The sequence below is a fragment of the Pokkaliibacter sp. CJK22405 genome, assembly GCF_046614695.1.
Classification (GTDB): domain Bacteria; phylum Pseudomonadota; class Gammaproteobacteria; order Pseudomonadales; family Balneatricaceae; genus Pokkaliibacter.
Genome location: NZ_JBKKHQ010000008.1, coordinates 157,624 through 181,016 on the forward strand (window position 1 = coordinate 157,624; position 23,393 = coordinate 181,016).

Below are 23,393 nucleotides of genomic sequence, written 5' to 3' on the forward strand. Positions count from 1 at the left end.
GCATCCCAATTGCCAAATCAAGCCTTGAACTGGGTCATCCAGCTCTTCATGACGCCGCTGTATACATCAGTCAGCTCATCCATCACCTTCGCGGTTTCATCTTTTGCGCTCATCATGATGGATGTTTGCTTCTGGGCATTTTCCATCAGTTTGCTGTCCAGGTTTTTTGCGTAAACCGCCTGAGCGTCAACGAACGCGACCATGTCTTTGCAGCCAGCCAGTTGCTTGGACTGTTGCAGGCTGGAGGACATCAGTTCGCGGGTATATTCGGAATATTCCTTGATCAGACTCTCAGCCGTTTTTTTGCTAATGGTGCTCAGTTCCATCATGGGCTGGTAAGCTTTTTTCATGTCTTCAAAGAATGACTTATACATAAAGGCGCTCCTCATGTTGCGCTGCACAATAAATTTATAGAGCAAATATTAACCAGTTAGAGGCAACTGTCAACGTCATTTTGTTGCAGTGCAAAATGGATTCGAGACTTTTTAGGCATAAAAAAAGCCGCTTCAAAGCGGCTTTTGCAATAAGAGGATTTTACTCGGTACGCTGTGCTGCCTGGGCGGCAGTAAGAGCGATCGTGAAAACAATATCCTCCACCAGTGCGCCGCGAGAAAGGTCGTTCACGGGCTTGCGCATACCCTGAAGCATAGGGCCAATGCTGATCACGTTAGCGCTACGCTGTACGGCTTTATATGTGGTATTGCCAGTGTTCAGATCCGGGAAAATAAACACAGTGGCTTTCCCCGCCACGTGGCTGCCGGGCGCTTTGGAGCGGGCAACGTTTTCCATAATTGCGGCATCATACTGAAGAGGCCCATCGATCATGAGATCCGGACGCAGCTCTTTTGCCAGACGGGTGGCTTCTACCACCTTGTCGACGTCCGCGCCGCTCCCTGAACCCAGAGTGCTATAGCTGATCATCGCGACACGGGGTTCGATACCAAAGGTTTTGGCCGAGTCCGCACTTTGAATGGCGATCATGGCCAGTTCTTGTGCATTGGGGTCAGGGTTGATGGCGCAGTCGCCGTAAACCAGCACCTGATCCGGGAGACACATAAAGAACACAGAGGAAACCAGACTGTAGCCCGGTGCCGTTTTGATCAGCTGCAGAGCAGGGCGGATGGTGTTGGCAGTGGTGTGAACTGCGCCGGAAACCAGTCCATCGACATCATCCTCCTGCAGCATCATGGTCCCGAGGACCACGTTATCCTGCAATTGCTCTTCGGCGATCAGTGCAGTCAAACCTTTGGCCTTGCGCAGTTCTACCATGGGCTCGATATACTGATGGCGCACTTCGTTGGGGTCGACTAAAACAACGCCTTCGCCCAGGGTGACACCTGACTGGCGCGCAATCAGCTGGATCTCTTCGGGGTTACCCAAGAGAACGCAGCGGGCAATGCCTCGTTCAGCACAGATGGCTGCCGCTTTGATCGTGCGTGGCTCATTGCCCTCCGGCAGCACGACCGTTTTACTGGCTCGGCGTGCTCGTTCGATGAGCTGATAACGGAAAGCCGGGGGTGACAGGCTCTTCACGTAGGAGCTGGTGCGGAAGCTTTCCAGCCAGGATCGGTCAATAAAGCGTGCGCCTTCTTCCTTAACGCGGGTAATGCGTTCAAGGTCATCCAGCGGGACTTCCTGGTTAAAGCGTTGCATATGCAATGCGGTTTGCCATGAACCAAAAGTGATGGCCATGATGGGCAGACCACTTCGCATTGCCTGCTCACAAAGACGCATTACCGCAGGGGAGGGGCGGAAGCCTCCAGTCAGTACCAGTGCAGCCAGCTCAACACCGTTAAGTGCGGCAAGGCAGGTGGCCAGAATAATGTCTTCACGATCTCCGGGAGTGAAGACCAGTGTGCCTGGCTGCAGTTCATCGATCACGTTGGCAACGCTTCGTGCCATCATCGCAATGCGTCGAACGCGGCGGTGGGTGATATCGCCTTCGTGAATAATCTCCGCAGCAAAGTAGCGAGCGATATCCAGCGCGCGTGGGGCGATCAGATCCTGTGTCCAGGGCAGTGTGCCCAGAAGACGAAAGTCGTCGCTGAAAAGCGTGCTGCTGCTAATGACTTCTTCAGCAGAAATCGACAGTTGCTGGCTATCCTGATGGGCCTGCGGACGAGTGCGTCCGTCTTCATCCACCGGTGCGCTCAGTTTGTTGATTATGCAGCCAAGCACACGCTTGTGTTCGATACCGCCATAGGCGCGCGCAGTGATCTCAATGTGGTCTTCAAGCTCGGCAGGGGTGTCGATACCGGGCGCTGCTACCATCACAATTTCAGCATCCAGTGCACTGGCGATGGCTTTGTTCAGACGCGTTGAGTAGTAGTGGCTCTGGGTCGGTACCATGCCTTCGATAATGATGACGTCAGCATCTTCCGGACGATAAGCCTCAAACTTGCCGACAATCTCCTCCAGTAGCTCATCACCACGATCTTCACTGAGCAGCCCTTCAACATAACGAATGCCGATGGGAGGAGCGACCGGGCTTTTGCAAGCACTGGCGAGAATCTGTGTGGAGCGCTCCGGGCCTTCATCGCCCGGATGCAGCTGAGCAATAGGCTTGAAAAAGTGGACTTTCAAACCTTGCTGATCCATGGCGTGGAATAGCGCCAGTGCCGCGGTGGTCAGGCCAACGCCCAGGCCAGTGGGCACCAGCATTAGCGTTCTGTTCATGATTTCACCTCGGCTTTGGCAAGCTCAGCACTGTCACGGGCGATCATTAATTCTTCATTGGTGGGAACAACCCAGGCCGCGGCCTGTTCGCCCTGGGTGATTTTGCCGGCCTTGCCCCGGATTGCCGCGTCATTGGCGGTGCTATCGATCTTCAGGCCAAGGAAGCCCAACCAGGACAGGGTGCGTTCACGAATCAGGGTTGAGTTCTCACCAATGCCGCCAGTAAAGACCAGTGCATCCAGTCCTCCCAGTGGGATCATTAGCTCGCCGACTGCCTTGGCCAGGCGGTAGGAATAGATCTCAAGGGTTAAAATCGCGCGCTCATTGCCATTCTGCGCCGTTTCTTCGATGGTGCGACAGTCATTGCTCATGCCGGAGAGGCCAAGAAGGCCACTTTCTTTCCACAGAATCGCGTCGACCTCATCCACATTTTTGTTCAGGCGGTGAGCCAGATAGGCAATGATGGCAGGGTCAATTGAACCCGAGCGTGTGCCGTGAACAACGCCTTCCAGGGGCGTCATGCCCATCGTGGTGTCGACGGAGTGACCATTTCGAATAGCCGCAACGCTGGCACCATTACCCAGATGCGCAATGATCAGTTTGAGCTCGTTGGCGGGGCGATTCATCAGGCGTGCGGTTTCGCCAGTCACATAGCGATAGCTGGTGCCATGAAAGCCGTAGCGGCGCACACCAAGCTCTTTGTAGTGTTCGTACGGTAGTGGGTAGAGATACGCATAATCCGGCATCTGCTGGTGGAAGGCGGTATCAAAAACTGCCACCTGTGGTAGTGCCGGGAAGGCGGCCTGTGCAGCTTCAATGCCAAGTAGATGCGCTGGATTGTGGAGCGGTGCCAAAACCGAGCATTCACGAATACGCTCAATGGCGTTGTCATCCAGAATCAGCGAGTCTCGGAAATACTCACCGCCATGAACAACGCGATGTCCTACGGCGATGATGTTCTGTGCCAGAGCTTCTTGTGTTTGCAGGAAGGCAACCAGTGCTGATAACGCCGCCGTATGGCCGCCAGCCTCCAGCGATTGCTGGGTTTTCTGGCCGTTGGCCTTAAAGTTAATGGACGCATCGGCAGTGCCAAGACATTCTGCCATGCCGCTCAACGGCTGATCGCCATCGACAGCGTTGACTACAGCAAACTTCAAGGAGGAGCTGCCACAGTTGAGAACCAGTACATAATTCATGGGAAGGGAACCTGGTTGAAGCGAGTGGGTGCCAGTTCGGCCTTATAACTGCTGAAAACGCATGGATAAATCGACGGCAGTGCAGTCCTTGGTCAGCGTCCCGATGGAGATGAAGTCCACGCCGGTATCGGCAATCGCCCTGAGCGTTTTCTCATTCACGTTGCCGGAAGCTTCAAGCTTGGCTCTGCCATTGGCAGTCGACACGGCAGTACGCATATCTTCGAAGCTGAAATTATCCAGCATGATGATATCTGCACCAGCATTGAGCGCCTGCTCAAGCTCATCCAGAGACTCGACTTCCACTTCCACGGTTTTACCGGGTGAGAGTTGGCGGGCCTGAGCTACTGCCGCTGAAATCGAACCGCAGGCCATGATATGGTTTTCCTTGATCAGGTATGCATCATACAGGCCAATCCGGTGGTTAAAGCAGCCGCCCTGAGTGACGGCATATTTTTGTGCAAGGCGAAGACCCGGCAGGGTTTTGCGCGTGTCCAGCAGGCGAACACCAGTGCCTTCAATCATGCGGGCAAAGTATTTGCAGCGTGTGGCAGTGCCAGACAGGGTTTGCAGAAAATTAAGTGCCGCACGTTCTCCTGTCAGCAGTGAGCGGGCGTTACCGTAAAGGCTAAAAAGCAGCGTGTTGGGGGCAACTTCCTGGCCTTCTTCCACGTGCCAGGTGATCTCAACTGAGGGGTCGACCTGTTTGAAAACTTCGGTTACCCAGGGAGCACCACAAATAACGGCCTGATCGCGGCTGATGACCTGTGCCTTTGCCATGCTATCTGCAGGGATTAGCTGTGCCGTAATGTCACCGCTGCCGATATCTTCAGCCAACGCGTGGCTTACGGTGGTGGTCAGGCCTTGTAAATGCATGGGTGAGCCTCGTACGCTGCATGGAATGAATAGAGAACGTGCCCAAATATTGGGCCGGGCAAATTTTAACGAACCTCAGGGCTAAAACCCAGACGAATGTCTTAGAGACTTTGCAGAAACTGCAAGGCAATGGCGGTGAAAATGCATCAATTTGATGAACAGGGATGGTGGAGTGGTGCGCAAAAGATTCCCTCTCCGAATCATAATGAGCGCCCAGAGGGAACTGCAGGGTTGGTCGATGTTCTGGTCATTCACAATATCAGTTTGCCGCCAGGTCGCTTTGGCAGCGAGCACATCACCCAGCTTTTCACGAATACGCTGGATGCCAAGGAACATCCGTTTTTTGCAGACATCGCGCACCTTAAGGTGGCTGCCCACTTTTTGATTCGACGTAATGGGCAGGTAATCCAATATGTGCCCTGCGATAAGCGTGCCTGGCACGCGGGCGTGTCACGTTTCGACGGGCGGGAAGGCTGTAACGACTTTTCCATAGGCATTGAGCTTGAAGGCACTGACGCCTTGCCATTTACCGACCCGCAGTATCTTGCCCTTGAGAGTCTGACTCGTGCTATTCAGGCACGCTATCCTGCGATTACCCAGGAGCGTATCACCGGTCACAGTGATATTGCTCCCGGACGGAAAACGGACCCCGGCCCCTGCTTTGACTGGCAGCGCTACTTCCAGCGCCTCAGTTGAGATTGCCTTTCCTGCTTACTCTCCTGTTGTCTGGCTTCTGGAGCAAAATAGCGAAGAGTCAGCGCGGTTTGCTCACGAACAGCAATCAGTACACTCAAGTCTGTGGGCTGATCCAGTGCGTCTTCAACCTGATCCAGACTCTGTGGCAATGCTTCATAGCAGGCCCTGCGAAAACTTTCGCTCTGGCTGAAGTTAATGCTGGCAGCCATTAGCAGGTCATGGCTGTTAAGGCAGTAATCCTGCTCGGTTTGCCAGTCTTCAATAATCTTGCAACTACGGCTTACGGCTTTGGTTGCCCGGAGCAGCGCCGCGGGCACTTCCTCTGGCGTGCAATGGCAAGGCAGTAAATCAAATAGCGTTACAGCGGCTTCATAGGCGATAAAGCTGTGCAGGCGAGCATCACGGAATCTGGCGTTAAGAAAGGTCTCCTCTGCCAGCTGAATGTGATAGGCATAGATCCCTGCATCTGCCCGGGTTGTCATGGCGCTCCCTCCTGCATAGTGTTGATTCTTAAAAAACACTAATGCAATTGAGAATTATTATCAATTGATGTTTTGTAGGGTTATTCGCCTGTTGTCTGTTTAAAAAGTGATAGCTTCATTACAACGCCAGCCAAAGTGCCAAAGGAATAATCACCAGACTGGCAATATTACCCAGCATCACGATCGACGCGACCTGTGCGGGTTCCTGCTGAAATTGCTCAGCCAGCATGTAATTCAATACAGCAGGTGGCAGGGCGGCGAAGATGATCAGGTATGCCCACTGATCCGCAGGCAATGGGCTGATCCATTGCACGGCGAGCGCAACAATCAGCCCCACAGCAGGGCAGGCCAGTGCGCCCAGAACCCCCAGATGCCAGTCGCGAAGATTAACGTGAGTCAGCCGGATCCCGAGTGTGAAAAGCATCAGTGGGATAGAAATCTGTCCTAGCATATCCAGCGGCTGGTTCAGCCAGGCTGGCAAATGACCGCCCGCGAGTGAGAATACCAGCCCCACCAAGGTCGCCAGCGTGATTGGCATTTTCAAAAGCGTAAGTGGTGGGGTGCGAGGGGACAGCATGTAAATGCCCAGTGTGAAATGCAGCAGCATCTCCACGATAAAAAGAACAACAGCTGCGGGTAGTGCCTGATCTCCAAAGGCGAACACCAGGAGAGGAATGCCCATATTGCCGGTGTTGTTAAACATCATGGGTGGCAGAAAGGTTTTCCAGGAAATCCCCCTCCAGAGACAAAGAGGTAGCAGCAGCAAGCCGCTGCCTAATACCACTGCGGCAGACATCCAGGCCAGTTGCCCGTAGTCAGTGAGTTGAAAATCCTTGCCCGCCAAAACGCTGATAAGCAGCGCCGGGACGAAAAGCTCCATGTTGATCTGGTTGGCGACTCGAATGTCAGGACGGCGAATCTTGCCGTAAATCGCTCCAATAAAAACGATAGCAACGACGGGGAAAACCGTTAAAAAAATACGCTCAAACATCGGGCGTCTGCGCTCCTTGGGGCAGGTCTTAAGTTCGCGAATGCGCTTCCCTGCACTTGGCTGATTAAAAGGTGCTTGAGGAAAATGCAGTGATTACTTCAGGCTGCATTGACGCTTGTTTTAGCACTGCTGCAACGATCCAACAGATAAAGGATCGAGTGGTATTCGATGCCGCTGTGATGGGAAAGGCCAATCTCGCAGGTGCGGCTCAGTGAAATACCTTCGTGACAGTGCGACGGCACCTGAGCTTTTAGCGGTGCCAGCGCCGAGGCGTTCAGTTCGGGCTCAGTAAATCCTTTATCCCCGGCAAAACCGCAGCAGGTAATGTGTTCAGGCTCAATAACATTGGTTGAAACACTGTTGGCGAGGGTGCGGATTGATGCCTGCTCACCCAGGCGTGCAGTGCTACAAGGAATATGCAACATCACGCTGGTGTCGCTGGGTGTAATGTTGAGTCGTGGTAGTACTTCACGCACAAGGAAGCTGCAGGTGTCTTCAATGCGAACACTGATTTCGCTTTGCTCTTTTAGCCTCGCGGTACAGGGGGAGGTGTCGGTAATGATAGGCCAATGGCCATTTTCCGAGGCTTTGGCCAGGGCATCCAGGGTTTCTTGCTGCTTTTCCTGTGCCTGATCGAAAAAGCCCTTGCTTTGAAAGGGCATCCCGCAACAAAGACCTTCGATTTGCTCAGGAATAACGACCTGAAACCCGGCCTTGCGAAGCACGGACAGGGTGACTTCGGGGAGGGCGCGCTTATCCTGCGTCTGTTGTGCAGGTCCCATGGTGCGCGAGACGCAACTTGGCATGTAGACGACTCTTGGCTGCGGCAGTGTTTGCTCCTGAATACTGAGGAGTTGTGGCTCTTCAAACACCGCCGCTGTGGGCATGGCTGGCGTCCACTGCATGATACGGTTTCCGCTCAGTTTGCGTCCCCAGCGTGTGGCACGCTGCATAAAAGGCACGCCAAAAATTTTACTGGCACTGCCGCTGAGCTTTAAGCCGATGCGAAATCCTTCGCTGGTGAGTTTGAAGTGTTCCGCCACCCATTCAGCGGTACCTCGCCAGGAGCGGTTGTGCTCCGAGCGCAGGTTTCGTGTCATGTCCCCTGTATTAATGCCGACCGGACAAAGGGTCGAGCACAGTCCGCAGGCGGCACAGGTATCGTTACCCAGGTATTCGTATTCCGCCGCCATGGCATCGTGAGCGGGATAGTCTCCCTCCGCTTCAAGTCGGGCAATTTCCCTCTGGGCAACGATACGCTGGCGGGGCGTCAGAGTAAGCTGCCTTGAGGGGCAGGCAGGCTCACAGAAACCACATTCGATGCAGGTATCGACTAAGGGATGAGTCGCAGGCAGGACCTTCAGATCTTTCAGGTGGGCCTCAGGGTCTTTATTGAGAATGACCCCCGGGTTTAGCAGGTTGTCCGGGTCAAGCAAGGCTTTAATCGACCACATCAGTGCATAGGCATCGCTTCCCCATTCCTGTTCGACAAAGGGGGCCATATTACGACCGGTGCCATGTTCCGCTTTCAGGGAGCCCTGATACTCACCAATAACGAGGCCAGCCAGATCTTTCATTAGCCCTTCATAGCGTGCAACGGCTTGCTCGTCATCAAATCGCTGAGTGAAAACGAAGTGCAGATTCCCGTCCAGTGCATGGCCAAAAATGATGGCTTCGTTATAGGCCCAATGTTGAAAAAGCTGATGCAGATCGGCGACGGCATCTGCCAAGCGTTCTGTCGGGAAAGCGACATCTTCAATAATGACGGTTGTTCCGGTCGGGCGAACCGCGCCGACAGCCGGGAAGAGCCCTTTGCGAATATTCCACAGCTGGCTGATGGTCTGACTGTCCTGGCTGAAATCCAGCGGGCGCAGTGTCTCTAACCCTTGCTCAATAAAGTGCTGCTGTACGGTAGCAATTTGCTGATCCAGTGAGGCTTGATCCTGACCACGAACGTCGACCAGCAAGGCGGCAGAGTGATTGGGCAGGTGTTTAAGTGTCGATGCAATGGAAGGATAGTCCGCAACACTCTTGAGACTGCGCCAGTCCATCAGCTCGGCTGCAGCAACATTGCACATTTTGAGCGTTGGTATGGCAGCACAGGCAAGCTCCATCGACTCAAAAAACATCAGCGATGTTGCCTTGAAGCTCGGCTCCGGAAGGGTGTTATAGGTAATCTCCCCCAGAAAACCCAACGTGCCTTCTGAGCCAATCATCAGGTGTTGAAGAATATCCAGCGGATCGCTGAAATCGATGAGAGCGTTCAACGCATAGCCGGTGGTGTTCTTGAGACGATACTTGTGACGGATTCTGTTACAGAGCTCAGGGTTGTCCTTAACCTGATCAGCAAGGGCTGATAACTGTGTCAGTAACTCGGATTTTTCATCGCGAAATATGGCGATGCTCTCTGAGTTGTCGGTATCCACGTAAGTGCCATCAGCCAGAATCAGCTTCATGGCACTCAGGGTGTAATAGGAGTTGCCTGCCGTGCCACAACACATCCCACTGGAATTGTTAGCGGCAATGCCTCCAATCATCGCGGCATTAATAGACGCCGGGTCCGGACCAATCTTTCGTCCAAAAGGAGCAAGATAGCGGTTGGCATGGGCTCCAATGACTCCGGGCTCAAGTGCTATTCGCTGTCCATGATCAATAATGCGGTGATTACGAAACGCTCCCGCTAGCTGAATTAGCACGCTGTCAGTAATTGCCTGGCCGGAGAGGCTGGTGCCGGCAGTTCTGAAAGTCACCGGAGTGCGATGTCTTCTGGCTGAGGCGAGGAGCGCCTTGATCTGCTCAAGAGTGTCAGGCCTCAGGACGACTTTGGGCACCAGCCGGTAAAAACTTGCATCCGTGCCGTAGGCAAGCAGCTTTAATGGAGAGGTGATAACTGCCGATACTGGCAGCAGAGATTTGGCATCTTCAATAAAGGCGGTGTAGTCAGGAGCCATCAAACTAAAAGTCTCAGTATTCAGATAGGTGATCAGTAGTGAGCAAGGCTTGTAGATACTGCTTCGGTCAACCACTCTGAATTGGTATTACCAAATGACCAAAATAGTACTATTACTCTAGGTGGGCTCTTTGAAGGCTGTCAATTAGTCGAATGGCACGAGGTCGGGGATAGGTAAAGCCGTGAAAACAGGATAGGATGGCCGATCTGACGTTAAAAATTGCTAACTATCTGTTTTATCAATGTAAATTGTTTTGCTGAGTTGTCCTGATTTGCGCCACTCCCTGTCTGTTGCTATGTTGTTGTCCGGCACTAAAGCCCTTTGGCGAAAGGTGCCCGGGTCAGAAGATGCTTTGTCAAGCCAGGAGAGAACCTCTATTCCCTTGGGTTTCAGGCTTCCTGCTCATACATATGATGGTTGTTATTTAACTGCCACAAGGTGGTGGTAACGTTGGAAAGAGTCAGAACTGCCAAGCTTTCAGATGTGATCATGGAGAAACTCGAAGCCATGATTATGGAAGGCTCTCTCAAACCCGGTCAGCGCCTGTTGCCTGAACGGGAGATGGCCGAACGATTTTCAGTATCTCGTCCTTCCATTCGGGAGGCCGTGCAAAAGCTCATCGCTAAGGGCTTGTTAAGTAGTCGCCAGGGTGGCGGAACCTATGTCGTTGAACGGATCGGTACTTCATTCTCTGATCCACTACTGCAGTTGTTCTCCCAACACCCAGAAGCTCAATATGATTTGCTTGAATTTCGTCATGCTCTTGAAGGCGTCTGCGCCTATTACGCAGCGCTTCGTGGTACCGAAGCTGACCGGGATAACCTTCGCAAGTGTCATGAGCAACTTAAGCTGTACCATGAACGACGGGATTTCGAAAAAGAGGTGGCTGCTGATTTAGCCTTCCACCTGGCGATTGCCGAAGCTTCACATAATATTGTTCTGCTTCATTCGATGCGCTCGTTGCTGGAGCTGCTGAAAGACAATGTGTTTGGCAATCTGAGTCAGATGTATTCCAAGACAGTGCATCGTCAGCAGCTTAGCCTGCAACATCAGCGTCTATTGAATGCCATTTGTGAAGGTGAGCCTGAAGCGGCCAGAGATTGTGCCCATGAGCACTTTGCCTATGTGGAGGAAGTACTCATGGAAGTCAGTAAAGAAAAAACCAGGCTGCAGCGATCGTTGCGTCGTCAGCAGCTTTTAGAGCAGTAACACGAATGGATGCCATGGCTTATTTGTCCGGTTCGAGGTGTAAAAACCACGACATACGCATTATGCAGGCATTGGGCCAAGTAGATTTATCCCATTCGGTTTTGTAGTATTACTACAAAATTTGTCATAACAACCCTGTTGCAATGCACAACAGGAGGTGGCTTGTGTAGCAAAAATACATGAGCAGGGTACATAAAAAGAATTTTCAATGTGGGGAATTCATAGTGCAAGACATTATCGAAGATAAGGATCCTATCGAAACTCAGGAATGGCTAGACGCCCTTGAGTCGGTGGCGAAAAACGAAGGTGATGACCGTGCTGGATATATCCTGCGTCGTCTGGGCAACCATGCTCGTGACCTGGGTGTAGATAATTTCACCAGCCTCAACACTCCCTATGTCAACACTATCAAGCCCAAGGACGAAGCCCGCATGCCGGGTGATTTGTTCATGGAGCGCCGTATTCGCTCGCTGATCCGCTGGAATGCTCTGGCGATGGTTATGCGTGCAAACGACAATGATGAGGGACTTGGCGGTCACATCTCTTCATTCTCTTCCTCTGCCACCCTTTACGATGTGGGCTTCAACTACTTCTTCCGTGGACCTGAAGGCGATCAGGAAGCGGATATGGTGTTCTTCCAGGGCCACATTTCCCCTGGTATTTACGCCCGTGCCTATCTGGAAGGCCGACTGTCAGAGCAGCAGCTGGATAACTTCCGTCGTGAAGTCGATGGCAATGGCTTGTCTTCGTATCCCCACCCCTGGTTGATGCCTGATTTCTGGCAGTTCCCGACCGTTTCCATGGGCCTTGGTCCTATCCAGGCGATTTATCAGGCGCACATCATGCGCTATCTGGATGCGCGTGAACTGGTGCAGCGTGGCGACCGTAAGGTTTGGTGTTTCATGGGCGATGGTGAATGTGATGAGCCAGAAAGCCTTGGCGCCATTTCTCTGGCGGGCCGTGAGAAGCTCGACAACCTTATCTTCGTGATCAACTGTAACTTGCAGCGTCTGGATGGTCCTGTTCGTGGTAACGGTAAAATCGTTCAGGAACTGGAAGGCATCTTCCGTGGTGCTGGCTGGAACGTTATCAAAGTACTTTGGGGCCGCCATTGGGATCCGCTGCTTGAGCGTGATGAGCAGGGTCTGTTGCAACAGCGTATGGACGAAGTGGTCGACGGCGAGCTGCAGAACTACAAAGCCAATGGTGGTGCCTACACCCGTGAGCACTTCTTCGGCAAGTATCCTGATTTGAAGGACATGGTTTCTGATCTGAGCGATCAGGACATCATGAACCTGAACCGTGGTGGTCACGATCCTTACAAGGTTTACGCGGCGTATCACGAAGCGGTTAATCACAAAGGACAGCCAACTGTCATTCTGGCGCAGACCGTAAAAGGTTACGGTACCGGTACTTCCGGTGAAGCCAAGAACGACACTCACTCCATGAAAAAAGTGAAAATGGACGACCTGAAGGCCTTCCGTGATCGCTTCAATATTCCTCTGGATGATGAGCAGCTTGAGTCCATCCCTTACTATCGTCCTGCGCCAGACAGTCCTGAACTGAAGTACATGTTTGACCGTCGTAAGGCACTGGGTGGCATGTACCCTGTACGTCGCAGTGATTTTGAGGCACTGGAAACCCCGGATCTGGATTCTCTGAAGAGCCAGCTCAAGGGTACAGGTGATCGTGAGATTTCCAGCACCATGGCGTTTGTTCGTATCCTGTCGACCATCGTCAAGGACAAGAACATCGGCCCACGTATCGTGCCAATCGTTCCTGATGAAGCCCGTACCTTTGGTATGGAAGGTATGTTCCGTCAGCTGGGTATCTACAGCTCCGCCGGACAGCGATATACCCCCCATGATCGTGACCAGATCATGTACTACAAAGAGTCCAAAGACGGTCAGATTCTGGAAGAAGGTATCAACGAGCCGGGCGCCATGTCTGCGTGGATTGCTTGTGCGACTTCCTACGCCAACAACAACTATGCACTGATCCCGTTCTACGTGTACTACTCCATGTTCGGTTTCCAGCGTATCGGTGACTTGGCGTGGGCAGCTGGCGACATGCAGGCGCGCGGCTTCTTGATCGGTGCTACTTCTGGCCGTACTACGCTGAACGGTGAAGGTCTGCAGCATGAAGATGGCCATAGCCATATCGTTGCCAGCACCATCCCGAACTGTGTGACTTATGACCCTACTTACAGCTATGAGCTGGCGGTCATCATTCAGGACGGTATCCGCCGCATGTACCGTGAGAAGGAAAGCAAGTTCTACTACATCACCACGATGAACGAGAACTATCAGCATCCTGATATGCCTGCTGATGCTGAAGAAGGCATCATCAAAGGTATGTATCTGCTGGAACAGGGCAACCCTGCCTCTGAGCTGACTGTTCAGCTGATGGGTTCTGGTACCATCCTGAACGAAGTTCGCGAGGGTGCGAAACTGCTGAAAGAGCATTTCAACGTTGACTCTCATATCTGGAGTGCAACCTCCATGAATGAGCTGCGCCGTGAAGCTCTGGATTGCCAGCGTTATAACCTGCTGCATCCTGAAGCAGAACCGCGCGTACCTTACGTGACTGAATGCCTGAGCAAGTTCAATGCGCCTGTTATTGCTTCTACTGACTACATGAAGCTTTACTCTGACCAGCTGCGTGAATTCGTACCTCACCGCTTCAAGGTGCTGGGCACTGACGGCTTCGGCCGAAGCGATACCCGTAAGAAACTGCGTCACTTCTTCGAGGTTGACCGCCACTTCGTTGCTGTTGCTGCACTGAAAGCACTGGCTGAAGAAGGCAAGATCGAAGCAAGCGAAGTGACTCGCGCGATCAAACTGTTTGGTATCAACCCAGACAAGCCAAACCCCCTGAACGTTTGATCGAGTCATTAACGGATTAAGAGGTGACGAATGAGTACTGAAACTATCAACGTGCCAGATATCGGTGGCGGTGAAGCAGACGTCATTGAAGTGTGCGTCAGTGTAGGCGATACCATTTCCGAAGGTGATTCCTTAATCGTTCTGGAAACGGATAAAGCCTCCATGGAAGTGCCTGCTCCTAAAGGCGGTACTGTAAAATCCATCATCATCAAAGAAGGCGATAAGGCTTCTGAAGGTGTTGCGGTTCTTGAGCTTGAAGTCGGTGGTGGTGCTTCTGAGGAAGCGCCTGCCCCTGCGCCAGCGAAAGAAGAACCCAAGCAGGAAGCTGCTCCTGCACCACAGAAAGCGGCACCTGCCGCTTCTGCTGGCGGTGTTGAGGAAGTGAAGGTTCCTGATATCGGTGGTGCAACTGATGTCGATGTGATTGAAGTTGTTGTCAAGGAAGGCCAGGAGGTTGCCGAAGGTGACTCCCTGATCGTGCTTGAAACTGACAAGGCCTCCATGGAGGTTCCTGCACCCAAAGGTGGTGTTGTTAAGCGCCTGATCGTTAAGGAAGGCGGCAAGGTATCCGAGGGTGATGTCATCCTTGAGCTGTCCGTTGCTGCTGGCCCAAGCGAGCCTACGCCTGTTGAGTCTGGGGCTGAAGCACCTTCCAAAGCGGAAGAGGCGCCTAAAGCGGCCGCTCCAGCGCCTGTTGCAGGCGGTGTGGAGAAGATCAATGTGCCTGACATCGGTGGTGCGACTGATGTTGATGTTATTGAAGTCTGTGTTAAAGCAGGCGACAGCATCAGCGAAGGCGATTCACTGATCGTTCTGGAAACAGATAAAGCCTCTATGGAAGTGCCTGCGCCGAAGTCTGGCAAGGTTAAGTCCGTAGCACTCAAGGAAGGCTCCAAGGTCTCTGAAGGTGACTTCATTCTTGAGCTGGAAGTGGAAGGTGCAGCAGCACCCGCGCCTGCAGCTCAGCCAGCAAGTCAGCCCGCGGCCTCAAAGGCAGAGACGCCTAAAGCGGCGGCTCCCGCTGCTGCTAAGGCTGAACCAGCAGCGCAAGCGACGGGTACTGCAGGCAAGAATGTTCACGCTGGCCCCGCTGTGCGTATGTTGGCCCGTGAGTTTGGGGTAGACCTGAACCTGGTGACCCCGACGGGTCCTCGTGGTCGTATCCTGAAAGAAGACATTCAGGCCTACGTTAAGCAGGTCATGTCAGGAGCCAAAGCGGCGCCTGCGGCAGCACCTGCGGCTTCTGCTGTGGCCGGAGCTGGAATTCCTAAGGTACCTGAGATCGACTTTAGCCAGTGGGGCGAAGTTGATATCCAGCCAATGACCAAGATTCATAAGGTCACGGCATTCAACATGAGTCGCGCCTGGCTGAACGTCCCGCATGTGACTCAATTTGATGATGCGGATATCACTGAGCTGGAAGCCTTCCGTAAAGCGGTTAAAGCAGAAGCGGAAAAAGAAGGCGTTAAGCTGACTCCGCTGCCCTTCATTTTGAAGGCATGTGCGATGGCACTGAGCAAGTTCCAGAAGTTCAATGCGTCCTTGCATGCGGACGGTGAGCATATTGTCTACAAGAAATATGTGAACATCGGTATGGCAGTGGATACGCCGAACGGTTTGGTAGTTCCTGTTATCCGTGATGCTGACAAGAAGAGCTTGTATGAGCTGTCGCGTGAAGCGAATGAGCTGGCCAAGAAGGCTCAGGAGAAGAAACTCAAGCCAGCAGAAATGCAGGGAGCCTGCTTCACAGTCTCCAGCCTGGGTGGTATCGGCGGTACTGGCTTTACGCCAATCGTTAATACTCCTGAAGTTGCCATCCTTGGTATCTCCCGTGCCGACGTTAAGCCGCACTGGAATGGCAAGGAATTCGAGCCTCGCACCATGCTGCCGCTGTGTCTGTCATACGACCACCGTGCAATCAATGGTGGTGATGCAGGTCGCTTCCTGACTTACATCACTCAGCTGTTGAGTGAAGTTCGTCGTATGCTGCTGTAATTAGCAGCTAACGCACTGGTACCCTTGAAGGCCACTCATTTGAGTGGCCTTTTTTCATTACGCAGGAATCGACATGCTGTATCAGCAGATTGCCGAACAACTGGGCCAGCAAATACGTCAGGGTGTGTTAACCACGGGGCAGCGAGTGCCGTCCATCCGTCGTTTGCATAAAGAGTGGGGCGTGAGCCAGAGCACAGCCATGATGGCATTAAGCCTGTTAGAGGCGCAGGGTTTGATTGAGGCTCGGCCTAAAAGTGGCTTTTACGTGCGCTATGAGTCTCAGTCTGCGGCTCGGATAACCACCATCTCTGCTCCCGTCGAGGTTACCCGGCATGCGTTGATCAGCAGGGTATTGCACCAATCCCGTGAGCCGGATGTGATGCATCTTGGCGCGGCAGTCCCTGAGGCAGGGTTTCTGCCAGTGGATATTTTGCGCCGAGTCACTCATCGCTGCTTACGTGAGAATCCTGAGCTGATGACTGCCTATGCTTTCGCGCCAGGAAGTCTGGTCTTGCGCCAGATGCTGGCACTCAAATTAAGCCAGCAGGGTATAAAGCTCGAAGCGAGCGAGCTTTCATTGACCCAGGGCTGTCAGGAGGCGCTCAGTCTGGCGCTTCAATCCGTGGTTAATCCCGGAGATCTGGTTGCCATCGAATCTCCCGCTTATCACGGACTTCTGCAGTTACTGGAGGCTCTGGGGCTAAAGGCTTTGGAGATTCCCTGTGATCTGGCTAGTGGGATGAATCCTGAAGCCTTGGCGGAGGCACTCAGGCAGTGGCCGATCAAGGCGCTCGTCGTGTCACCCAACTTTTCCAACCCTACCGGCAGCCTGATGCCGGAACCAGCCAAACAGCAATTACTGTCAGTGACTCAGGACTATGACTTACCAGTGATTGAGGATGACACCTATGCGGAGCTGACTCATGGGCGTCGGGTGCCGGTACCTCTCAAAGCCTGGGATACGTCTGGCAGAGTGTTGTATTGCTCTGCTGTTTCCAAAACCTTCGCGCCAGGATTTCGTGTGGGATGGATTGCTGCGGGTCGCTACCATCAGCAGGTGCAGCAGTTATTAACGGTCACTACAATGGCCAGCCATGCGCTGTCCCAGCAGGTCGTGGCTACGTTTATGCAAGGTCTGGAATACCAGCGTCATATCCAGCGAGTGAGGCGGCGTTATCGGCAGCAGTTGGCGGACTTGTGTCAGTGTTTGCAGAGCCAGGGTCTGGCTCACTGGCGCTATGTGATGCCGCAAGGTGGTTTTTTGTTGTGGCTTGCATTGGGTGAAGGAGTCGATGCCCTTCAGCTGCATGAATGGTTGCTGGATCGCGGTGTTAGCATTATGCCTGGCAGTTTGTTTTCCACCTCAGAGCAGTATCGGCATTGTATTCGTATTAGTACGGCAGTGGAGGCGCCGGATTGGCCTCGTCTGGTTGCCTGGTTGCGTACTTTTGAGGAAAGCCAGACCGGCTGATGAGAACCGGTCTGGAATGGGAACGCTGAGGCTAAGACCTCAGGTCCAGTCGAGAATCACCTTGCCGGTCTGCCCGGTATTCATGGCCTCGAAGCCCTGCTCGAACTCTTCGACTTTAAAGTGATGAGTAATGAGAGGGGAGAGATCCAGCCCGCTCTGGAGCATGGCGACCATCTTGTACCAGGTCTCGAACATTTCGCGACCATAGATGCCCTTAATGATCAGTCCCTTGAAAATGACCTGACTCCAGTCGATAGCCATTTCTTTGGACGGAATACCGAGCATCGCGATTTTACCGCCATGGTTCATACTTTTGAGCATGTCATTAAATGCGGCAGGAACGCCGGACATTTCCAAGCCAATATCAAAACCTTCCGTCATGCCGAGTGACTTCATCACATCCTTAATGGAAGTCTCAGCAACATTGATTGCGCGTGTAGCGCCCATCTGTTCTGCCAGTTTCAGGCGGTACTCATTCACATCCGTAATCACCACGTGACGAGCGCCCACATGGCGGCAGATCGCAGCGGCCATAATGCCAATGGGACCAGCGCCAGTGATGAGTACATCTTCGCCGACCAAATCAAACGACAGAGCGGTATGGGCGGCATTGCCAAAGGGATCCAGAATGGAGGCAATATCATCCGGAATGTTCGCCGGCAGCTTGAAGGCATTAACGGCAGGCAGCACCAGATAATCGGCAAAAGCGCCGGGACGGTTTACACCGACACCCAGGGTTTCACGACACAAGTGTTGTTTTCCGGCACGGCAGTTACGACAATGGCCACAGGTGATGTGGCCTTCACCTGAAACACGATCTCCAATAGCAAAACCCTGAACATCGGCGCCCATCGCAGCAACTTCACCGACATATTCATGCCCTACATGCATCGGCACAGGAATGGTCTTTTGTGCCCACTCATCCCAGTTCCAGATGTGCATGTCAGTACCACAAATAGCGGTTTTGCGGATGCGAATAAGAAGGTCGTTATTGCCGTATTCAGGGACCGGCGCTTCATGAGCCCAAAGGCCTTTCGCCGAGTGAAGTTTTGCCAGGGTACGCATCATAGGCTCCTAGGGTTACAGCTTGTACTGCGAGCGTGCAGTTAAACGTGGTTATATCCTGACCTTGCAGCAAGTGCAATCGGTCGAAATCAGTCAATAATTTGCAAGGCTTTTCCGACTTTGATGAAGGCGCTGATGGCTGTATCCAGATCTGACTGACTCAGGGCTGCAGACATCTGGGTTCGAATCCGCGCCTGCCCTTGAGGTACGACCGGGTAGGAAAAACCGGTCACATAAATGCCTTCATCCAGCATCATCGCGGCCATCTCCTGCGCCAGACGGGCATCACCCAGCATCACTGGCACAATGGGGTGTTCGCCGGGCAGGAGGTTAAAGCCCGCAGCGGTCATTTTTTCACGGAAGTACTGACTGTTGTGTTTGAGCTTTTTGAGCAAGTCGCCAGACTCGGTCAGAAGGTCAATAGCGGCAATGGAAGCTGCGGTGATCATAGGAGCCAGGCTGTTCGAGAACAGGTAGGGGCGCGAGCGCTGACGCAGCAAATCGATAACAGGTTTTTTGCCGCTGATATAACCACCTGATGCGCCGCCCAGTGCCTTGCCCAGGGTGCCGGTCAGAATGTCCACATGGTCAATAACGCCACAATGCTCATGGGTGCCGCGTCCGTTTTCTCCCATAAAGCCAACGGCATGGGAGTCATCCACCATGACCAATGCACCGTAGCGCTCCGCCAGATCACACACGGCCTGCAGATTGGCGATGGAGCCGTCCATGGAGAAGACACCATCGGTGGCAATCAGAATCGTGCGAGACGACTTTGCCTGTTCAAGCTGGGACTCAAGGTCCGCCATGTCGTTATTCTGGTAACGATAGCGCTGTGCTTTGCACAGGCGCACGCCGTCAATAATGCTGGCGTGGTTCAGACTGTCTGAAATGATGGCATCTTCGGGGCCAAGCAGGGTTTCAAACAGGCCGCCATTGGCATCAAAACAGGAGGAGTAGAGGATCGTATCTTCAGTGCAAAGCAGCTGGCTGATACGTTGCTCAAGGGTTTTGTGAAGATCGTGAGTGCCACAGATGAAGCGGACTGAGGCCATACCGAAACCATGGATATCCAGTGCCTGCTTGGCGGCGGTTACCAGCTTGGGATGGTCTGCAAGACCGAGATAGTTATTGGCGCAGAGGTTAATAACCTCATCACCATTACGGGTAATGATGTGCGCGCTTTGTGGGCTGCTGATAGGACGCTCGTCCTTGTAAAGTCCTGCATCGCGAATTTCTGTAAGAGTGCTCTGTACGCGATCATAAAATGTGCTGCTCATGGCCGAACCCCTGATGCTGATTGAGTCATGCCTTCACTGTAGATATTTGATCTGCTGTCGTGTAGATGCAGTTTTGTTTAATTAAACCATAGCAGTTTCACGGCTTTCCCCTGCCTATAGGTATTTCCTATCAACCCACTGAGAAAGTTCAATCAGTCGAATGATTGAGTTTTTGCTAACTAATGCTTACTTTGTTAACCATGGTTGATTTTATGAAGTGAGGTTAAGGATGTACGTCCTCTCCGATCAAAATGTTCAGAATCAGGCGGATCAGGTGCTTTCCGGACAGCAAGGTCGTGGTTTAAAACGATTTTTGCCGTTTTTTGGTCCTGCCCTGATTGCTGCCGTGGCTTATATCGATCCGGGTAACTTTGCGACCAACATTGAAGCGGGTTCCCGATACGGATATGCCCTTTTGTGGGTTGTGCTCTGGGCTAACCTGATGGCGATGCTGATTCAGACCCTGTCCGCGCGACTGGGCCTGGCGACCGGCAAAAATCTGGCGGAGGTCATGCGTGAGCGTTATCCGCGGCCGGTGGTCTGGTTTCTCTGGATTCAGGCAGAGATAGTGGCTATAGCGACTGATCTGGCCGAGTTTCTGGGGGCCGCGCTTGCTTTCAATCTACTGTTCGGGATGTCGATGCTTGAAGGGGCGTTGCTGACCGGGGTCATCACCTATGTGGTGCTCTACATGCAGCGCTACGGTTTTCGCATGATGGAGATGCTGATCGGCGCCATGATACTGGCTGTGTCGTTTGGTTTTCTGACCCAGATCGTGCTGGATCGTCCCCCGGCAGAACCCATTATTTACGGCCTGCTGGTGCCCGGTTTTGCCGATGGTTACGCGATCTTCCTTGCCGCAGGTATTTTGGGCGCGACGGTGATGCCCCATGTGATCTATCTGCATTCAGCGCTGTCACAGAACCGTATCAAGGTGCGAGAAGACAAAGACCGCGCCCGTATCATGCGTTTTTATCGACTTGATGTGATTATCGGAATGGCGCTCGCGGGATTGATCAATATGGCGATGCTGATTCTTGCGGCCTCAGTCTTTAACGGTAACGGCGAGACATCTGTTGCCTCTATTACTGAGAGCTATCGTCTGCTGTCTCCACTCATGGGGCATGATGCGGCGAGTATTATCTTTGGCTTCACCTTGCTGATGGCCGGTCTGTCATCCTCCATTGTCGGTACCATGTCGGGTCAGGTGGTTATGCAGGGCTTCGTACACTTTACGATTCCCTTGTGGCTGCGCCGCCTGATTACTATGGTACCAGCCATTGCTGTCATCTTGATGGGTCTGCCGGAGCAGCAGGTGCTGGTGGCAAGTCAGGTAGTGCTGAGTTTTGGTATTCCCTTTGCGCTGGTTCCTTTGTTGTTCTTTACCGCCAACAAGCAGTTGATGGGGAATCTGGTCAATCGTCCATGGGTGAACTGGGTCGGAGCGCTGGTGGCGGCTATCATTATTGCCCTTAACCTCTATGTGCTGGTCTTTGAACTGACCTGACAGTTGTGGTTATCAGGCAACACTAAAGAATGACTGGGATCAGGCAACTGTCGCTTTAGTGGCCCGGATTTGATGCTAAGATGGTCACTTTATCAGTGCCGGGCAGTAAGGATCCTTTCCGATGGTAGAGATTAAACGCCACACCTCTTTCGAGCGGACTCGACAGGATCATCAACGTGAGCTGATCGAAGATTACGTGGAAGAAATTGCTGTGTTGCGTGCCGAACACGGTGAGGCGAGGGCAAGCGATCTGGCTGAGCGTTTGGGAGTCAGTACGGCGGCTGTCTCGAAGGTAATTACCCGGCTTCGTACCGAAGGTCTTGTGGAAGCCCGACCCTATCGTGGCATTTTCCTGACGGATGAAGGTCAGACTCTGGCAGAAAAAGTGGCCGAGCGCCATCAGGTGGTGCTTAACGCACTACTGGCTTTGGGCGTTCCAGAGCATGTTGCAGTGGCTGACTCAGAGGGGATTGAGCATCACTGCAGTGATGAGACGGTAGCTGCCATGCGCCGCTTTCTGGTGGAGCATCAACAGCAGTCTGATTAACCACAAGGACTGTGAATTAACGAGAAAAGGCAGGTAATCCCTGCCTTTGGTGTTTTTGTGCTCTGGAAAATTTTTCTTCCGGGTAATCAATAATCCAGATAGAACAGCGCGGCCCAGAGCACCGGCAGTATTGCCATGACGAAGGGGGCCTGATTACGCCATAGTCCCTTCGCCGGTATCTGAAAGCGTAAACCGAGCATCAGGTTCATTCCGGACAACGGGCTTGAGCCAGAGCCAAGTGCCCAGGCACTCAGATACATAAAACCGAGCATGTCAGGGTTGGGGTGCATCGGTAATAAAAGCGGACTGCTGACTGCGACGCTGATCATGGCGTGAATGCCAGTCCAAGCCAGCAGAATCATGACGACCAATAAAATACAGGCCTGCAGGGCACCAAAATGATGTATGGGCAGGCTGTAATCCAGCGCTTTCACCATCACCATTAGCCCACTACTGAGCACCCCCGCCGCCAGAAACAGAGCCACTTCCCCGCCCATTCTGCCAAGACTCTGGCTGACGTGTTGTTCAAGTTTTTGAGGAACACTGCTGGGCTGTCTTAACCCCAAAAAGAGCAGGGCGGTTATGGGGGCGACCAGAGTAATCACCAGCGTGACAGATACCTGCGGAAAAAACTCATGGCAGGTGATCACGATGATCGCGAGGCCAACGGGGAGTAGCAGTGTTTTAAGGTCCAGAGGGTAGCCTTCGATATCCTGCCACTGACGGTTCATTCTCCAGGTGCTGGCAACAAGAGCGATGAGCGCTATGGTTAGGCCAACGGGCAAAATATGAATAAAGGTCATGCCGGGTGAGGCAAGCAAAGAGACGTTCATGGCGACAAAAAACGGTGACCAGAGCGCTGCAAAAGTAAAACCGCGGCCAATCAGAGTTCCTTGCCGCAGAGTGATTTTTCCCTGTCTGGCCAGGCGGTCGCCCATAATCACCAGAATAGAGAGATTGAGTACCGCGCCAAGTAAGTGGCTGGCGGCGAGGGTTGAAACAATCCCCTTTTTTCCCCGTGGCAGGCTTTCCTGATTGCCTGAGGCCATCATTTTCAAAAAGCTGACCGCTGTAAGCATAGAGATCAGTGACAGGTAATTTCCCAAGAGTGTGCTCAGTGGGATGTTATCTCCCCGAAAATGCGCGACGGCTGCGCCAATCAGGCCGACGCTCATCAAGGCGAGGCTTTGCTGCTTGTTGATTCGAGGTAATGCGGGCCAGAAGAAAATAAACGCCAGCCATGCAAACAGAGTAGAAGGCAGCGTGCTAATCGGGGTAATCTGCGACAACAGAAAGCTGATGAGCATGGCCAGCAGGCAAGAACCTGCGACTGTGGCCCGATGAGTGCGTAGCCATGTAAGGATATTGGAAGTTTGCATGGTCATTCAGTCGGAGTTGGCAAAAGCCGGATGGATAGGCAATAGCATTTAATCACGGGCAACAGAACGAGGCGAAGGGCTTTGTTAAGGTTCGGTGACAACGCTCTGTCCTGTCTCACCCGGATCATCCAACGGTCACTTAGGCGATTCATACTCGTCACATAACCCCGTATTGCGTTTGGTTAACTCT

The 23,393-nt window shown here is 52.9% G+C and carries 17 protein-coding genes; 7 read left to right on the forward strand and 10 right to left on the reverse strand.

Annotated elements, in window-relative coordinates; genetic code table 11:
• Positions 1–17: 17 nt before the first annotated feature.
• From ACKC9G_RS05260 to nadC, 4 genes are all read right to left on the reverse strand, one after another.
• Positions 18–374 (reverse strand): phasin family protein, encoded by a 357-nt coding sequence (locus tag ACKC9G_RS05260; protein WP_411403886.1) that lies wholly within the window; start codon positions 372–374, stop codon positions 18–20.
• A gap of 160 nt (positions 375–534) precedes the next feature.
• Positions 535–2,676, reverse strand: a complete 2,142-nt coding sequence (gene pta / locus ACKC9G_RS05265) for a phosphate acetyltransferase (protein WP_411403887.1) — start codon at positions 2,674–2,676, stop codon at positions 535–537.
• Positions 2,673–3,872, reverse strand: a complete 1,200-nt coding sequence (locus ACKC9G_RS05270) for an acetate/propionate family kinase (protein ID WP_411403888.1) — start codon at positions 3,870–3,872, stop codon at positions 2,673–2,675. The genes pta and ACKC9G_RS05270 overlap by 4 nt, the downstream gene beginning before the upstream one ends.
• 42 nt (positions 3,873–3,914) lie before the next feature.
• A complete protein-coding gene (gene nadC / locus ACKC9G_RS05275; protein WP_411403889.1) occupies positions 3,915–4,745 on the reverse strand; it encodes a carboxylating nicotinate-nucleotide diphosphorylase in 831 nt (276 codons plus the stop codon).
• 141 nt (positions 4,746–4,886) lie between these two features.
• Between nadC and ampD the strand changes: the two genes are divergently transcribed.
• Positions 4,887–5,441 carry a 1,6-anhydro-N-acetylmuramyl-L-alanine amidase AmpD gene (ampD, locus tag ACKC9G_RS05280; protein WP_411403890.1) on the forward strand — a complete coding sequence of 185 codons (555 nt, stop codon included), beginning with the start codon at positions 4,887–4,889 and terminating at the stop codon, positions 5,439–5,441.
• On the opposite strand, the gene ACKC9G_RS05285 is transcribed toward ampD, so the two are convergent.
• From ACKC9G_RS05285 to ACKC9G_RS05295, 3 genes are all read right to left on the reverse strand, one after another.
• Positions 5,420–5,923, reverse strand: coding sequence for a hypothetical protein (locus tag ACKC9G_RS05285; protein ID WP_411403891.1), 504 nt, complete (start codon positions 5,921–5,923; stop codon positions 5,420–5,422). The genes ampD and ACKC9G_RS05285 overlap by 22 nt on opposite strands.
• Before the next feature lie 118 nt (positions 5,924–6,041).
• Complete coding sequence (locus tag ACKC9G_RS05290) at positions 6,042–6,914, reverse strand: AEC family transporter (protein WP_411403892.1); 873 nt, start codon at positions 6,912–6,914, stop codon at positions 6,042–6,044.
• A gap of 98 nt (positions 6,915–7,012) precedes the next feature.
• Positions 7,013–9,865, reverse strand: a complete 2,853-nt coding sequence (locus ACKC9G_RS05295; protein WP_411403893.1) for an FAD-binding and (Fe-S)-binding domain-containing protein — start codon at positions 9,863–9,865, stop codon at positions 7,013–7,015.
• A 441-nt stretch (positions 9,866–10,306) separates the two neighbouring features.
• Here ACKC9G_RS05295 and pdhR point away from each other — a divergent pair, with 441 nt between their 5' ends.
• The 4 genes from pdhR (at position 10,307) to ACKC9G_RS05315 (ending at position 17,425) form a co-directional block, all read left to right on the forward strand.
• Entirely contained in the window at positions 10,307–11,074 is a 768-nt protein-coding gene (gene pdhR / locus ACKC9G_RS05300) for a pyruvate dehydrogenase complex transcriptional repressor PdhR (RefSeq protein ID WP_411403894.1), read from the forward strand.
• A 179-nt stretch (positions 11,075–11,253) separates the two neighbouring features.
• On the forward strand, positions 11,254–13,959 hold the full coding sequence (gene aceE, locus ACKC9G_RS05305; RefSeq protein WP_411403895.1) for a pyruvate dehydrogenase (acetyl-transferring), homodimeric type: 2,706 nt from the start codon (positions 11,254–11,256) through the stop codon (positions 13,957–13,959).
• Positions 13,960–13,989: 30 nt separating this feature from the next.
• Complete coding sequence (gene aceF / locus ACKC9G_RS05310) at positions 13,990–15,954, forward strand: dihydrolipoyllysine-residue acetyltransferase (protein ID WP_411403896.1); 1,965 nt, start codon at positions 13,990–13,992, stop codon at positions 15,952–15,954.
• A 73-nt stretch (positions 15,955–16,027) separates the two neighbouring features.
• Entirely contained in the window at positions 16,028–17,425 is a 1,398-nt protein-coding gene (locus ACKC9G_RS05315; RefSeq protein WP_411403897.1) for a PLP-dependent aminotransferase family protein, read from the forward strand.
• Between the two features lie 39 nt (positions 17,426–17,464).
• Here ACKC9G_RS05315 and tdh read toward each other — a convergent pair whose 3' ends face one another.
• Entirely contained in the window at positions 17,465–18,490 is a 1,026-nt protein-coding gene (tdh, locus tag ACKC9G_RS05320) for an L-threonine 3-dehydrogenase (RefSeq protein WP_411403915.1), read from the reverse strand.
• Positions 18,491–18,579: 89 nt separating this feature from the next.
• Complete coding sequence (locus ACKC9G_RS05325) at positions 18,580–19,770, reverse strand: glycine C-acetyltransferase (RefSeq protein ID WP_411403898.1); 1,191 nt, start codon at positions 19,768–19,770, stop codon at positions 18,580–18,582.
• A gap of 229 nt (positions 19,771–19,999) precedes the next feature.
• Between ACKC9G_RS05325 and ACKC9G_RS05330 the strand changes: the two genes are divergently transcribed.
• Positions 20,000–21,277: an Nramp family divalent metal transporter gene (locus ACKC9G_RS05330; protein WP_411403899.1), complete on the forward strand. Its 1,278-nt coding sequence runs from the start codon at positions 20,000–20,002 to the stop codon at positions 21,275–21,277.
• 121 nt (positions 21,278–21,398) lie between these two features.
• Positions 21,399–21,824 carry a manganese-binding transcriptional regulator MntR gene (mntR, locus tag ACKC9G_RS05335; protein ID WP_411403900.1) on the forward strand — a complete coding sequence of 142 codons (426 nt, stop codon included), beginning with the start codon at positions 21,399–21,401 and terminating at the stop codon, positions 21,822–21,824.
• 86 nt (positions 21,825–21,910) lie between these two features.
• Here mntR and ACKC9G_RS05340 read toward each other — a convergent pair whose 3' ends face one another.
• A complete protein-coding gene (locus tag ACKC9G_RS05340) occupies positions 21,911–23,203 on the reverse strand; it encodes a hypothetical protein (RefSeq protein ID WP_411403901.1) in 1,293 nt (430 codons plus the stop codon).
• Positions 23,204–23,393 lie beyond the last annotated feature (190 nt).

Coding starts and splice junctions, on each gene's coding strand:
- ACKC9G_RS05260 (WP_411403886.1), bottom strand. CDS start 374: ATGTATAAGTCATTCTTTGAAGACATGAAAAAAGCTTACCAGCCCATG.
- pta (WP_411403887.1), bottom strand. CDS start 2,676: ATGAACAGAACGCTAATGCTGGTGCCCACTGGCCTGGGCGTTGGCCTG.
- ACKC9G_RS05270 (WP_411403888.1), bottom strand. CDS start 3,872: ATGAATTATGTACTGGTTCTCAACTGTGGCAGCTCCTCCTTGAAGTTT.
- nadC (WP_411403889.1), bottom strand. CDS start 4,745: ATGCATTTACAAGGCCTGACCACCACCGTAAGCCACGCGTTGGCTGAA.
- ampD (WP_411403890.1), top strand. CDS start 4,887: ATGCATCAATTTGATGAACAGGGATGGTGGAGTGGTGCGCAAAAGATT.
- ACKC9G_RS05285 (WP_411403891.1), bottom strand. CDS start 5,923: ATGACAACCCGGGCAGATGCAGGGATCTATGCCTATCACATTCAGCTG.
- ACKC9G_RS05290 (WP_411403892.1), bottom strand. CDS start 6,914: ATGTTTGAGCGTATTTTTTTAACGGTTTTCCCCGTCGTTGCTATCGTT.
- ACKC9G_RS05295 (WP_411403893.1), bottom strand. CDS start 9,865: ATGGCTCCTGACTACACCGCCTTTATTGAAGATGCCAAATCTCTGCTG.
- aceE (WP_411403895.1), top strand. CDS start 11,254: ATGAGCAGGGTACATAAAAAGAATTTTCAATGTGGGGAATTCATAGTG.
- aceF (WP_411403896.1), top strand. CDS start 13,990: ATGAGTACTGAAACTATCAACGTGCCAGATATCGGTGGCGGTGAAGCA.
- ACKC9G_RS05315 (WP_411403897.1), top strand. CDS start 16,028: ATGCTGTATCAGCAGATTGCCGAACAACTGGGCCAGCAAATACGTCAG.
- tdh (WP_411403915.1), bottom strand. CDS start 18,490: ATGCGTACCCTGGCAAAACTTCACTCGGCGAAAGGCCTTTGGGCTCAT.
- ACKC9G_RS05325 (WP_411403898.1), bottom strand. CDS start 19,770: ATGAGCAGCACATTTTATGATCGCGTACAGAGCACTCTTACAGAAATT.
- ACKC9G_RS05330 (WP_411403899.1), top strand. CDS start 20,000: ATGTACGTCCTCTCCGATCAAAATGTTCAGAATCAGGCGGATCAGGTG.
- mntR (WP_411403900.1), top strand. CDS start 21,399: ATGGTAGAGATTAAACGCCACACCTCTTTCGAGCGGACTCGACAGGAT.
- ACKC9G_RS05340 (WP_411403901.1), bottom strand. CDS start 23,203: ATGCAAACTTCCAATATCCTTACATGGCTACGCACTCATCGGGCCACA.